Origin of the sequence: Variovorax sp. YR750 (genome assembly GCF_900109805.1) — a bacterium.
GTDB lineage: Bacteria > Pseudomonadota > Gammaproteobacteria > Burkholderiales > Burkholderiaceae_C > Variovorax > Variovorax gossypii.
In genome coordinates this window covers 677,418-690,479 of record NZ_FOBJ01000001.1, presented here as the reverse complement: position 1 = coordinate 690,479, position 13,062 = coordinate 677,418, and the positions used below count along the sequence as shown (strand labels likewise).

The 13,062-nt window shown below is 68.9% G+C and carries 11 protein-coding genes; 2 read left to right on the top strand and 9 right to left on the bottom strand.

Annotated features, from left to right (window positions below; all coding sequences use genetic code 11):
- The first annotated feature begins 194 nt into the window (after window positions 1-194).
- A complete protein-coding gene (locus BMY35_RS03165) occupies window positions 195-782 on the top strand; it encodes a hypothetical protein (RefSeq protein WP_093195516.1) in 588 nt (195 codons plus the stop codon).
- Between the two features lie 24 nt (window positions 783-806).
- On the opposite strand, the gene BMY35_RS03160 is transcribed toward BMY35_RS03165, so the two are convergent.
- On the bottom strand, window positions 807-1,649 hold the full coding sequence (locus BMY35_RS03160) for a metal-dependent hydrolase (RefSeq protein WP_093195515.1): 843 nt from the start codon (window positions 1,647-1,649) through the stop codon (window positions 807-809).
- A 130-nt stretch (window positions 1,650-1,779) separates the two neighbouring features.
- Here BMY35_RS03160 and BMY35_RS03155 point away from each other — a divergent pair, with 130 nt between their 5' ends.
- Window positions 1,780-2,415, top strand: a complete 636-nt coding sequence (locus BMY35_RS03155) for a TetR/AcrR family transcriptional regulator (RefSeq protein WP_093195514.1) — start codon at window positions 1,780-1,782, stop codon at window positions 2,413-2,415.
- On the opposite strand, the gene BMY35_RS03150 is transcribed toward BMY35_RS03155, so the two are convergent.
- The 8 genes from BMY35_RS03150 to BMY35_RS03115 form a co-directional block, all read right to left on the bottom strand.
- On the bottom strand, window positions 2,412-3,551 hold the full coding sequence (locus BMY35_RS03150; protein WP_093195513.1) for an ABC transporter permease: 1,140 nt from the start codon (window positions 3,549-3,551) through the stop codon (window positions 2,412-2,414). The genes BMY35_RS03155 and BMY35_RS03150 overlap by 4 nt on opposite strands.
- Window positions 3,548-4,732, bottom strand: a complete 1,185-nt coding sequence (locus tag BMY35_RS03145; RefSeq protein WP_093195512.1) for an ABC transporter permease — start codon at window positions 4,730-4,732, stop codon at window positions 3,548-3,550. The genes BMY35_RS03150 and BMY35_RS03145 overlap by 4 nt, the downstream gene beginning before the upstream one ends.
- A 24-nt stretch (window positions 4,733-4,756) precedes the next feature.
- Window positions 4,757-5,743, bottom strand: a complete 987-nt coding sequence (locus tag BMY35_RS03140) for an HlyD family secretion protein (protein WP_093195511.1) — start codon at window positions 5,741-5,743, stop codon at window positions 4,757-4,759.
- Window positions 5,743-7,191: a TolC family protein gene (locus BMY35_RS03135; RefSeq protein WP_256228094.1), complete on the bottom strand. Its 1,449-nt coding sequence runs from the start codon at window positions 7,189-7,191 to the stop codon at window positions 5,743-5,745. Before BMY35_RS03135 ends, BMY35_RS03140 begins: the two co-directional genes overlap by 1 nt.
- 4 nt (window positions 7,192-7,195) lie before the next feature.
- Window positions 7,196-7,921, bottom strand: a complete 726-nt coding sequence (locus BMY35_RS03130) for a MerR family transcriptional regulator (RefSeq protein WP_093195510.1) — start codon at window positions 7,919-7,921, stop codon at window positions 7,196-7,198.
- 42 nt (window positions 7,922-7,963) lie between these two features.
- The gene (locus BMY35_RS03125) at window positions 7,964-9,865 is read right to left on the bottom strand and encodes a YhgE/Pip domain-containing protein (RefSeq protein ID WP_093195509.1); all 1,902 of its coding nucleotides are present in this window, start codon (window positions 9,863-9,865) and stop codon (window positions 7,964-7,966) included.
- 68 nt (window positions 9,866-9,933) lie between these two features.
- Window positions 9,934-10,302, bottom strand: coding sequence for a nuclear transport factor 2 family protein (locus tag BMY35_RS03120; RefSeq protein ID WP_093195508.1), 369 nt, complete (start codon window positions 10,300-10,302; stop codon window positions 9,934-9,936).
- A 163-nt stretch (window positions 10,303-10,465) separates the two neighbouring features.
- Window positions 10,466-12,982, bottom strand: a complete 2,517-nt coding sequence (locus tag BMY35_RS03115) for a sodium-translocating pyrophosphatase (RefSeq protein ID WP_093195617.1) — start codon at window positions 12,980-12,982, stop codon at window positions 10,466-10,468.
- Window positions 12,983-13,062 lie beyond the last annotated feature (80 nt).

Below are 13,062 nucleotides of genomic sequence, written 5' to 3'. Positions count from 1 at the left end.
CGACATTTCCTCGTGCATAAATCACGGAATGGGCTTCCACGTCGCGGGTAATCGCTATACAGTTGGACACAAATGATGCATGTAATTGCATGTAATCAAAAGTCCTATTAGTAGCTGATTTCCAATGAATTGCTGCCACGCCGTCCGTACCCCCTGCGGGCTACGGAATTCAACCTTTGCCAGGGGGTTCTGCCATGGGTAAGTCGCGCCACGTCGTTATGCAGGTGGTCCGGCGTTCCTCCGGCAGCGCGACGCACCACGTCGAATTCCTGATGGACGACAACTTCGCCGAGCGCCTGCGCCAGCTGCGCTCGCTGGTGCCGCCGCTGGGCAGCCTCAACAAGCAGCGCGACCTGGTCATCGACAAGGTGCGCGTGCGCCTGCCCAACGCCATCTGGCGCTCGGGCAACGAAATCGAGATGGACGGCGGCGTGGACGGCTCCTGCATCGTCATCGCGGCCGAAGGCTCGTTCAACTGCGGCGGCAAGGACCGCAAGACGCGCGAGAAGCTCGTGACCTACAACTTCTCGATCGCGCGCCTGATCGAGCTGCACGCCGAGCGCCCCGAAGGCGAAACCATCTACATCCGCGACGGCGTGTTCGCCAACGACGAGCCGGCCGAGTCGCCGGCCGGTCGCTGGGTCGCGTCGATGCACGAGCTGGAAGTGGTGATGCGGGTGCCGGATGCTCCGTCCGACTTCGACACCCTGCACGATCTGCAGATGCGCCCCGAGCACCAGCAGGCCGGTGGCAACACGACGACCCGCGCCACCTTCTTCTGAGCGATTGAGCGCGGTCCGACGCCGTCAGCGCGCGGCCGCCGCCTCGGGTGCCACGCCCACCGGCGTGTACTGCGCCCGGTTATCCGCGAGCCAACGCTCCGACAAGCTGCTGTCCTGCTGCATCGGATGGAAATCCGCGCGCAGGTAGCTGCGCCAGCCGGCAACGTTGCCGCGCAGCAGGCCGTTGCGACCCAGCAGGATGCGCGCGGCGCTCTTCCAGGTCGACCATTTCCACAGCTGCTTTTCGTGGCGCAGGTTGTCGATGGTCTGGCGCATCAGGTCGCCCAGGAACATCATCGTGACGCGGCGGAACCAGCGCGTGCGCCATTCGTCGGAGCCGCCCGCGGCCTTGTAGATGTCGAAGGCCACGCTCTTGTGTTCCAGCTCCTCGGCGCTGTGCCACAGCCACATGGTGCGCAACCGGGGCTCGGCCCCGTCGAGGATCTCGGGGTGGGCCAGCAGCCACTCGGCGAACATGGCCGTGAAGTGCTCGGTGGCCGCCGTTACCGCCAGCGCATGACGCGGATCGGCGCCTTCCATCAGTTCCATGCGCTTGCTGGCGCGAGCCGTCCAGCGGTCGACCAGGCCCTGGTTCTCGAGATGGTTGTTGAAGAGCGAATGAATGCGCCGGTGCGTCGCTTCCTGCCCGATGAAGCCGCGCACATCGGCCTTGTGCTGCTCCTGCACCTCCGCCGGCAGCGTGGCGACGGCGTCGCGCACCGCGTCGATGAAGAACTGCTCGCCGAAGGGAAAGCTCATCGACAGCGCATTGAAGAAAGCAGTCGAGAATGCGTCGCCGCCGCACCAGTCGCGGGCAAAGGGCGGTTGCAGGTCGATCAGCAGGCGGCGGACAACGAGATCGGTCATGAAAACAAGCCTCGGAAAAGCACGGTCGGCGTGGGGTGGATCTGTTGGTACAACTCAGTACCGCGAGTCGCCATGTTGCAATTGTGAATTGGTACTGTCAAGTACCTGATCGTAGGAAAATGTGCCGTCCATGAGCGAAACCATCGAAAAAGCGGCTCCCTCCAAGTCTGCCGAGGGCCCCGGAAGCGAGCACTATGCGCGCCTGCTGCAGGGCATGGCGCATGCCGTCGCGGCCAAGGGCTACGCCGAAACCACCATTGCCGACATCGTGCGCGAGGCCGCCGTGTCGCGCCGCACTTTCTACGAACACTTCAGCACCAAGACCGAGTGCCTGATCGCGCTCTACGAAACCGCCAGCCGCCTCGCGCTGCAGACCGTGAGCGAGGCTTTCGACCCGGCGCAGCCGTGGCACGCGCAGGTCGAGCAAGCGATGACGGCGTACTTCGATTACCTCGCCCAAGACCCGGTGCTGCTGCGCACGCTGTTCGTCGAGATCCTGGGCCTCGGAATGCCGGGGCTCGTGGTGCGGCGACGGGTGAACGACGAGATCGCCAACTTCATCCAGGTCGCCATCAACACCAGCAGCAACGGCAGCGCGGAGGGGCCCGCCGTGCACCTGACAAGCGAAATGGCGATGACGGTGGTGGGCGGCATCAACGAGCTGGTTCTGCAGGCCATCGAGCAGAACCGCGCGGGCGATCTGCGCGAGCTGGTGGCGCCCGCCACGCGGCTGGTGCGCGCCGTGGCGGCCGAGAGCCGGCGCTAGGCCTGCTTCGGCGTCGTCGCGGCCAGCCGCAGCGTCAGCAGGCCCGCCAGGGTCAGCGACAGCAGCACGCCGAGATAGGGCAGCACGTCATGCAGCGGCGCTCCCATCTGGTTGAGCCGCAGCGAGGCCTGGATGCCCGCCGTGCTCGGAAAGAGCCAGCGCAACGCCTGCAGCGGCTCCGGCAGGGCTTCCACGGGCCACGAGAAGCCCGAGAGGAAGGCCATCGGCAGCGCGGTGAACAGCAGCACCTGCAAGGCTCGTTCGCGGTCGCGGAACCAGCAGCCCAGCAGCAGGCCCAGCGTGCAGATCGCCGGTACGTAGAAGGCGAGCAGCACCAGCGCTCCCCACGGATTGCCGCCGCGCGGATAGTCCTGCAGGAAGAACACCCAGCCGAAGTAGAAGACGCCGCTGAGGAAGCCGAAGCCAGACAGCGCCCCGAGCCGCCCCAGCCAAGCCCCCATCGAGGCCCGCAGCCGTCCGGCCTCGGCCCAGGTGCCCGCCAGCATCGCCACGCCCATCAGCAGCGTCTGCTGCAGGATCAGCAAGGCCACCGCCGGCACCACGTAGCTGCCGTAGCCCTCGGTCGGGTTGAACAGCGCGACGAGCTGCGTGTTGAGCGGACTGCGGCTGCGCGCCGCCTGGATCGCGCTCTGGCCGCCGGCCTGCAGCTTGCGGATCTCGACGCCCGCCGACACCGTGCCCACGGCCTCCGAGAAGCCGTACAGCACCGCCTTGTTGAGCAGCGCATAGGCGCCGTTGCCCTCGATGGTGACCACCGCCGAGGTGCCGCGCAGCACGTTGCGCTTCAGGTCGGCCGGCAGCAGCGCATAGCCTTCGATCTCGCCGCGCCACAGCGCCTCCTGTGCCTCGCCCACGTCGCCCGTGACCATGCGCACGTCGATGCGCGGATTGGCCTGCGCGAAGCGTGCGATCTGCCGCGACAGCGCGGTGTGGTCCTGGTCGACCACCGCCACCGGCACGCGCGTCACGGCCTGTGTGCCGTATGGCCACGGATAGAAGAAGCCATAGATGATCGGCGCGAGCAGCATGATCAGCAGCACGCCCTTGTCGCGCAGCACGGCGAGCGCGGTCTCGCGCCACGCGGAGCCGAAGCGAAGCGGTTCGGTGCCGGTCATCGTCCCCCCCAGCTCTCGGGCGCCTTGGCGGCCTTCACCAGCGCCGCAGCGCATGCGGCGAGCAGCACACCGGTGCCCAGCGCCATCCACAGCGGCGTCGCCACCGAATACGCCACCGGCGCGCCCATCTGCAGCTGCTCCATCTGCACGCGGATGTAGTGCGTGTAGGGCAGCAGGTTGGCCCAGACCTGCGCCAGCAGAGGCATCGCGACCAGCGGAAAGCCCACGCCGCCGAACGCGAAGGCCGGCGCGGTGATGAAGCCCGTGGCCGAAAGAGCCGTGCGCAGCGAACGAGTGAGCGCCGCCACGAAGGCCCCCAGCGCGATCGACAGCGCCAGGAAAACCAGCAACGCGAACAGCGTCCACCCGAGCGAGCCGACCGGATGCCACCCGCGGCCCGCGGTGATCCACAGCATGGCAGCCAGTGCCACCACCGAGAGGCTCGCGAACGGCAGCGCCAGCTTGCCCGCCAGCGCGGCCAGGGCTTCATGCCATCGCGGCGAGGCGCCGAGCCATCCGCCGATGCTGCGGTCGCGCAGTTCGCGGCCCACGGCCCACGCACCGGCCGTCATCGCAAGGATGTGCAGCAGCGCCGGGATCAGCGCGGCGCCCAGGAACTGCTCGTAGTCGGTCGAGGTGTTGAACAGCGCCACCATGCTGGCCTTGACCGGTTCCATGCTCACGCGCGCGGCCTTCATCGACTCGCCGCGCTTGTTGCGCACCGTGAGCTCGACACCGCCGGAGACGGTGGCCACGGCGGTGCGCACGTCGCGCTGGATCAGGCTCGAGTGCGTGCCGAGCTGCGCGTTGTGCAGCAGCACGACCTGGCCGACGCGGCCCTGCTTCACGTCGCGGCTCAACTCGCGCGGCAGCTGCACCGCCGCGTCGACCGCGCCGCTGGTCAGCGCGCGCGCCATCTCGCCTTCGTCGCTGTAGCGCTGCGTCACGCGCAGGCCCGGGGTGGCGTCCAGGAAGCGCACCACCTGCCGCGAGAGCGAGGAGTGGTCCTGGTCGAGCACGCCGATCGGCAGCCGCTCGGGCAGGCCGGCCGAGAAGATCCACCAGATCAGGAACACCGCGAGCAGCGGCACCCACGAGATCATCGCGAGGTCCCACGGTCGCGTGCGCAGCAGCGCGAACTCGCGCCTTGCGCTGGCGGTGGAGAAGCCGCGGAGGCTCATCGAAGGAATCCGTGTGTCGCCGGGTCAGTCCACCAGCACGCTCATGCCGGGCCGCGCGCCTTCGATGGGCTTGAGCGGCCGTGCGCGGACCTCGAAGGTGCGCACGTCGAAGCCGGTGCCGCCGCGCGTGGCGCGCCATGTCGCGAAGTCGGGCAGCACGGCGCTGTAGTAGACCTTGAAGCGGGCAGTGCGCTTGCCCTCGGGCAGCGCGGGCAGGTGCGCGTCGAATTCGTCGCCCAGCGCGAAGCGCGAGAGCCGGTCCTCGCGAACGTTCAGCACCACCCACTGGTCGCTCAGGTCGACCACCGTGACCACCGCCACGCCCTGCGGCGACAGCTCGCCGACCTTCGCCAGCACCTTGGCCACTTCGCCTCCGACCGGGCTGCGCAGCTCGGTCTCGGCCTTGGCGGCTTCGGCCTCGGCCACCACGCCGGCAACCTGGCGCGCCTGCGCGCTGGCGGCAGCCTTGTCCTCGGGGCGGGCGCCGGTGCGCGCCATGTCGTACTGCGCCTTCGCCGCGATGGCGGCATCGCGCGAAGCCTTCCAGTTGGCTTCGGCCTCGTCGCGCTTCTGGTCGGCCACCAGGCCCTCGCGCGCCAGTCCGTCGACGCGGCGGAAAGAGGTCTGCGCGAGTTGCGCGGCTGTCTCGGCGCGCTGCCATTGCATGCGCGCCATTTCCACTTCCTGCGGGCGCGCTCCGTTCTGCGCCTTCTCGGCAACCGCCTGCGCGGCCTGCTCGGCGGCGGTGGCCTGCGCGAGCTTGGCGCGCACCTCGGGGCTGTCCATGCGCACCAGAACCGCGCCGGCCTGGATGCGGTCGCCTTCCTTCACGGGCACTTCGGCGACACGCGCCGTCACCTTGCCGGCGACGTCGGTCTCGCGCGCTTCCATCTGGCCCTGGAACACTTCCGGCGCGGGCCGCGACGCGCGCCAGAAACCCCAGACGAGCACCGCCAGCACGAGCAGGGCGGCGAGTATCGCGATCAGTTTTCGGGTCTTGGCACTCATCATCAATTCACCTTCACGTCGGCACGCGCGATGTAGTCGGAAAACCTGTCTGAAAGCCCCGCGCTCTCGAGCAGTTGCGCGAGCGCCTGCACGTAGTCGTTGGCGGCTTGCGCGCGTTCGGTCAGCACCTTGGCCTGGTTGGTTTCGGCATCGATCAGGTCGAGCGTGGTGCTCGTGCCTTCGCGCAGGCCGGCGGTGCGCAGCTTCACCACCTCCTGCGCGAGTTCAACGGATGCCTTCATCTCCAGGTACTGGCGTCGCGCGTTCTCCAGTGCGCGCCAGTTGCGCTCGACCAGCAGCGAGATGTCGCTGCGAGCCTGCGCATCGGTGCGCTCGGCCTGCTCGACCTGCTTGAGCGACGCGGCAGAGAGCATGTCTCGGTCGACCGAGTCGTACAGCGTCCAGCGCACGCCGACGCCGGCCACCCAGTCGGCGTTGCCGCTCTTGAGCTCGCGCGTGCCGAAGGCGATCACCTGCGGGCGGCGCAGCGCTTCTTCGCCTTCGTGCAGTTGCTCGGCCTGCGACTTCTTGGCCGCGACCTTGCCCAGGCCCGGGTGCCGCGTGAGCGCCGAATCGATGAAGTAGCCCAGAGGCTCGATCGGCGTGCTGATGAGAAAGAGCGGCGTCTGCGGCGCCACGGTGCCGTCCGCGCGCACGGTGCGGGCCAGCGCCACGGCGGCGAGCGCCGCATCGTTCTCGGCCTTGCGCGCGTTGCGGCGCGCTTCTTCATATGCGGCGCTGGCCTGCAGCCGCTCGACGCGCGAGATCACGCCGGCCGCGAGCATCTTCTGCGCCGCCGAATCGTGCTGCGCGATGGTGCGCTCGGCCTGCAGGCGCAGGGCAGCCGCGCGCCGGGCTAGCTGCGCGCCGAAGTAGCGCTGCACGAGCAGGGTGTCGACCTCGTGGCCGGCCTGTTCGGCATCGGCCTGCGCCTCGCGCGTCTGGGCCGAGACGAAGCCGCGCACCGCGTCGGTCGCGCCGCCGATGTAGATCGGCCACACGGCCGAGATCGAGGCGTTGGCGCCGCTGTCGTGGCGGTTGAGCGTGTAGCTGTTGGGCAGTTGCGGGATCGGCACGCGCGTGATCACGCTCTGGATGGAGGAGGGCAGCGACGAGCCGATCTGCCCGAGCTTCTGGTTGAGCGGATCGAGGTCGAGGTTCAGGTTGGCGTTGTAGGCATAGGCCAGCCCCGAGACGCTGATCGACGGGCCGCCCAGGCCCTTGAGGCCCTGGCTCTGCAGCTCCTTCGCCTCGACGGCCGCGCGGGCCGCGGCCAGCTTGTCGGAGCGGTCGATCATGCGGGCGCGGGCCGCGTCGAAGCTCAGCGAGAGGGCGTTGTCGCTGCCGGCCTGGGTCTGCGCGAAGGCCGGGCTGCACAGCACGAACAGCGCCGGCAGCAGGTGCGGCAGGCGCTGAAGGAAGGGGCTTCTGGCGTGGTGGATCGGTGTCATCTTTTCAGGTGGCCTTGCGGCGCAACAAGGCGTCCAGTTCCTGCTGCAGGATCACGGGGAACGCGGCCTGCACCGCGCCGGTGGCGAGCCCGCGCGCCTGCTCGAGCAGCTGGGCCGTGCGCTGGGCGTCGATGGCGTCGCCGCTCAGCAGGCTGTCGGCCAGCGTGCGCAGCCAGTGGCGTGCCACGGTGCGCAGCGTGCGGGCCATGGTTTCCTGCATGCTGATCGCCTCCTCCAGCGGCAGGCCGAGCGCCGCGAGCTGCTCGGCGACTTGGCCGAGCGCGGGGCTGAGCATCTGCACCTGGCCGTCGGGCAGCTCGCGCATGAGGCCGGCCCTGGTGGCACGGGCGAGCAGGGCGGGCGTCATCTGGCCCTTCCACTTCGCGGCGAGCGCGTCGGCCGAGACCACCACCGGCTCTTCTTCGGCGAAGAGGCTGCCCGAGACGGAGCGCGCCACCGCCACGAGGTCGCGCCAGGCCGAGGCCGGCGCGCGCCCGAAGATGCGGCGGATGGCTTCGATGCCGAAGCCCTGGTCGCGCAGTTCGCGGATCAGCGCCAGGCGCTGCGCGTGCTCGTCGCCGTAGAGGCCGAGGCGGCCGCGCAGCCTGGGCGGCGGCAGCAGGCCGGCGGTGGTGTAGGCGCGGATGTTGCGTACCGTCACGCCGGTGCGCGCGGCCAGTTCCTCGACGGAGAGTTCCTGGAGCGCATCGGTGACGGCTGGCGTGTTCATGTGACGGATTGAATGTTACATCATCAATGTCACATAAGAGATTCAGACCTGGATCGTCGGCTTGTAGTCCGCCGGCAGCACTTCGTTCCACTTGCCGAAGAGCGCCATCAGCCCGACCGCCACAGTGCCCGACAGCAGCACCGCGCCGCAGGCATGTGCCCAGCCGTTGTCGAAGGCGCCGAACATCACGGCGCGGAAGGCCTGCACCACCCAGCTGAAGGGCAGCCAGCCGTGCACGTCGCGGAAGAAGCCGGCCGAGAGCTCCACCGGCAGCACGCCGCCGCCGGCCGACAACTGCAGCGTCAGCAGCAGCACGGTGAGGATCCGGCCGAAGTCGCCGAACACGTGCAGGATCGCGAACAGCACCACCAGGAACACCAGCGAGGCCAGCGCCATCGTGAGCGCCAGCGCCGGCACGTCCGGAGCCTGCACCCGCAGCACGCCCACCAACGTGGCCAGCACCAGCACCGCCTGCAGCAGCACGATCAGCGCCGGCATGGTGATCTTGCCCAGCGTCTTCGCGAGCTTCGGATAGTGGCTGTGGTCCGACAGCACGATGCGGATGTTGAACAGGTAGCCGGCCATCACCGCGCCGATCCACAGCGCCACCGACACCATGTTGGGCACGAAGGCGCTGCCGTTGTTGGCTACCGGCGCCACCACTTCAACCTTGGGCTCGACCGAGTCGGCCAGCCCCGAGGCACTGCCCTGGATGCGGGTGATGGAGGCGGGCAGGGCTGCTTCGATGGTGCGCACGCCGGTCGACAGGCGTTCCGCGCCCTGGGCGAGCTGCGCGCCGCCCTGCACGAATTCGTCCAGCTTCCGGTCTGAGGGCAGCTTGCCGGACATCGTGCGGATGCCGGCGGCGAGCGCCGTCATGCCGTCGGCGAGCTTGCCCACGCCGCCGTCGAGGGCCGTCGCGCCGGTTGCCAGCTTGTGATTGCCGTCCTGCGCCTTCGTCATGGCGGCCTGCGCCTGGTCGATGCCGCCGCGCAGCTTGTCCGCGCCGGCGGCGAGTTCGGCCGCGCCCTTGGAGATGCGGTCGCCCACGAAGGGGATGTCGGCCGTGTCCTTCTGCATCCTGCGGGCGCCATCGCCGAGTTGGCCGGCGCCGCCTTCCAGCTGCCCGAGCCCGTCGCCGATCTGTGCGAGCCCGCTGCCGAGTTCGCGCTGGCCCGATGCGAGCTGCTGCGAGCCGGCCTTCAGCGCGCGCAGGTCCGCGTCGGCGGGCAGCTTCGACTCGATGGTGCGGATGCCGCCGTTGACCTGCTTGAACCCGCTGCCGACCTGCTGCGCCGCTGCGCTGTACTGGGCGGCGCCGTTCGCCAGTGTCTGGCTGCCGTCGCGCAGCTCCAGCAGGGCCTGCTTGAGCTTTTCGAGCCGCGCCTGCGAGCCGGAGGCCGCGTTCAGCACCAGCCCCCAGCGCTGTTCGTTGAGCATCTCGTTGACCTGGTGCCCCAGTTCGCCCGCGAAGCGCCGCGCCAGGCCGGCGGAGCTGTAGTTGTTGCCTTCGGAGGTGTAGACCACCAGCTGCCCCGCGCCACGCTGCGTGCCGGGCACCGCGTTGGCGCTGAAGTCGGGCGGAATCAGCAGCGCGAAGGCCAGAGCGCCGCGTCGCACTTCGGCGCGCGCGGCTTCTGCGTCGTCCATCGCGCGGAAGCCGAAGGCGCGCTTCTCGAGCAGGGTGCGCGTGAGGTCGTCGCCGACGTTGACCGTGCGCGACATGTAGGTCACGCCCCGGTCCTGGTTCACGATGGCCGCGGGCAGGTCGGCCGTGTGGCCGGCCGGGTCCCACACGCTCGAGAGGTAGATCAGCGCATAGATGGCGGGCACCACGCCGACCGCCACCACGGCCAGCAGGATGCGGGGAAAGCGCCGCACGATCGCCAGCTCGGCCCGGGCGATGGCCCAGGTGCCGGCGCACAGTGCATGGAGGTATCGCATGGGGCTAGGAGTTCTGCAGAAGCGCCATGACGGTGGAAACGCGCGGAGAAGCGGAGAAAAAGCCTCGATCAGCCCGGCTTTCGCTGCGCGGGGTCGTAGAAGAACTGCTCTTGCGCGATGCGGTCGCCTTCCCAGCGCTGCCAGGCGATCTCCTCCATGCGCATCTTGCCGCCGCCCTTGAACGTGAACTCGAAGATCCAGTGGATCGCCACGTGGTCGCCGTTCACCAGCACCGGCCGAACGCAGGTGGAGATCACCGATTCGGTGCGGTCGAGCACGGCGGTTTCCTGTGCCACCAGCGTGCTGCGGCCGCGCCGCGGCTCGGCCTGGTTCTCGCGCATGGTGGCATCTTCGGTGTAGTAGTCCTCGATGGCCTTGGCATGCGCGCCGCCTTCGACGGCGGCGATGAATGATTCGAGTCGTTCGGGTGTGGGCATCTTTCAGTGATCCATGGCGCAACGCACCTTCTGCGGCATATGAGGCTCAAGCGGATCGTGCGCGAGACACCGCGGAACCGGCTTTGCCGGGCCGCAGGTGTCGCCCCCGGCGAGGGGGTTGGCGAAGCGACACGAAGTGCGCGAAGCCTGGGGGAGTGTCATGTCATGACTTTACTTTGACTTCGACGCGGCGTGCCTCGGTCGGAGGGCCGTCCGCCTGCGATTGCTCCGGCTTGGCCAGCTCGATCTTGTCGGCGGGAGCGCCGGCAGCCTTGAGCGCATCGCTCACGGCCATCGCGCGCTGCTTGGCGAGCTCGGCGTTCTTCGCCGGGTCGCCGCTGGCGTCGTGGTAGCCGCTCACGAGCACGGTGCTGCCGCTCTGCACGGCCTTGATGACGTCGCCCAGCGCCTCCTTTGCGTTGGGTGCCACCTCGGAGCTGGCGCTCGCGAAGTAGAACTTCACGACGCCGTTCTCGACCTTCACCGCGGCGGCCTCGGCGGCCGATACGGCACCCGATGCGACCACGGCCGCAGGCGTCGACGGCGCCGTGGCTGCCGGAGCCGTGACGGCAGGCGGCGTCGGCACCTTCGTGGGCACGGCAGCCCCCGCATCGCCCGCATGGAACTTCACCACCAGCGGCACGATGAGCAGCGCCACGATGTTGATGATCTTGATCAGCGGGTTCACGGCGGGGCCGGCCGTGTCCTTGTACGGGTCGCCCACGGTGTCGCCGGTGACGGCGGCCTTGTGCGTCTCGCTGCCCTTGCCGCCGAAGTGGCCGTCCTCGATGTACTTCTTGGCGTTGTCCCAGGCGCCGCCGCCCGTGCACATGCTGATGGCGACGAAGAGACCCGTGACGATGGTCCCCATCAGCAGCCCGCCCAGCGCCTTCGGCCCGAGCACCAGGCCGACGATGATCGGCACCAGCACCGGCAGCAGCGAGGGAATCATCATTTCCTTGATGGCCGCGCCGGTCAGCATGCCCACGGCCTTGCCGTACTCGGGCTTGCCGGTGCCTTCCATGATGCCGGGGATGTCGCGGAACTGGCGGCGCACTTCCTCCACCACCGCGCCGGCCGCGCGGCCCACGGCCTCCATGGCCATCGCGCCGAACAGGTAGGGGATCAGGCCGCCGATGAAGAGGCCGACGATCACCATCGGGTCGCTCAGGTTGAAGCTGATCGCCTGTCCGAAGCTCTCCAGCTTGTGCGTGTAGTCGGCGAAGAGCACCAGCGAGGCCAGGCCGGCCGAGCCGATGGCGTAGCCCTTGGTCACGGCCTTGGTGGTGTTGCCGACCGCGTCGAGCGGGTCGGTCACGGCGCGCACGCTGTCGGGCAGCTCGCTCATCTCGGCGATGCCGCCGGCGTTGTCGGTGATGGGGCCGTAGGCGTCGAGCGCCACCACGATGCCGGCCATGCTCAGCATCGACGTGGCGGCCACCGCGATGCCGTAGAGGCCCGCCAGCGAATACGAAGCCAGGATCGCGATGCAGACGAAGATCACCGGCCAGGCGGTGGAGCGCATCGACACGCCCAGGCCCGCGATGATGTTGGTGCCGTGGCCCGTGGTCGATGCCTGAGCGATGTGCTGCACGGGCTTGTACTGCGTGCCGGTGTAGTACTCGGTGATCCACACCAGCGCGGCCGTGAGGGCGAGGCCGACGAAGCAGGCGCCGAACAGCTTGAGCTGGCTGCCGCTCGCGGCGATCGCGTTGTCGGGGATCAGCCAGCTGGTGACGAACCAGAACGCGATCAGCGACAGGATGCCCGACACCGCCAGCCCCTTGTAGAGCGCCGGCATCACGTTGACCATGCCCGGCGAGGCCTTCACGAAGAAGCAGCCGATGATCGACGCGATGATCGAGACGCCGCCCAGCGCCAGCGGATACAGCACCGCATTGGTGGGGGCCGCGGTAACCATCAGCGCGCCCAGCACCATCGTGGCGATGAGCGTCACGGCGTAGGTCTCGAACAGGTCGGCTGCCATGCCGGCGCAGTCGCCGACGTTGTCGCCCACGTTGTCGGCGATCACGGCCGGGTTGCGCGGATCGTCCTCGGGGATGCCGGCTTCCACCTTGCCCACCAGGTCGGCGCCGACGTCGGCGCCCTTGGTGAAGATGCCGCCGCCCAGCCGCGCGAAGATCGAGATCAGCGAGGAGCCGAAGGCGAAGCCGATCAGCGGATTGAGGACGGCCGAGAGGCTGTGCCCCGCGGCCGGCGTGCCGCTGCCGATCAGCACCCAGTAGAAGGCCGACACGCCCAGCAGGCCCAGCCCAACCACCAGCATGCCGGTGATGGCGCCGCCGCGGAAGGCGACGTCGAGCGCCGGGCCGATGCCTTGCGTGGCCGCCTGCGCGGTGCGCACGTTGGCGCGCACCGAGACGTTCATGCCGATGAAGCCGCAGGCCCCTGAGAGCACCGCGCCAACGACGAAGCCGACGGCGGTAGTGAGGTCGAGGAACACGGCGATCAGGATCGCGAGCACCACGCCGACGATGGCGATGGTGCTGTACTGCTTGGCGAGGTAGGCGGAGGCGCCGGCCTGGATGGCCGCCGCGATCTCCTGCATGCGGGCGTTGCCGGCGTCCTTCGCGAGAATCCAACTTCGGGCCCAGAAACCGTAGGCCACGGCCACGAGACCGCAGACGATGGCCAGTATCAGGGGGGTGTTGCCGATCATGCTTTGCTTCTCCATTCGTTCGTTGTGACTAGTGGAGACGGACAGCATGGGCCCTTGCGTGCAACGCGTACGGGACCATG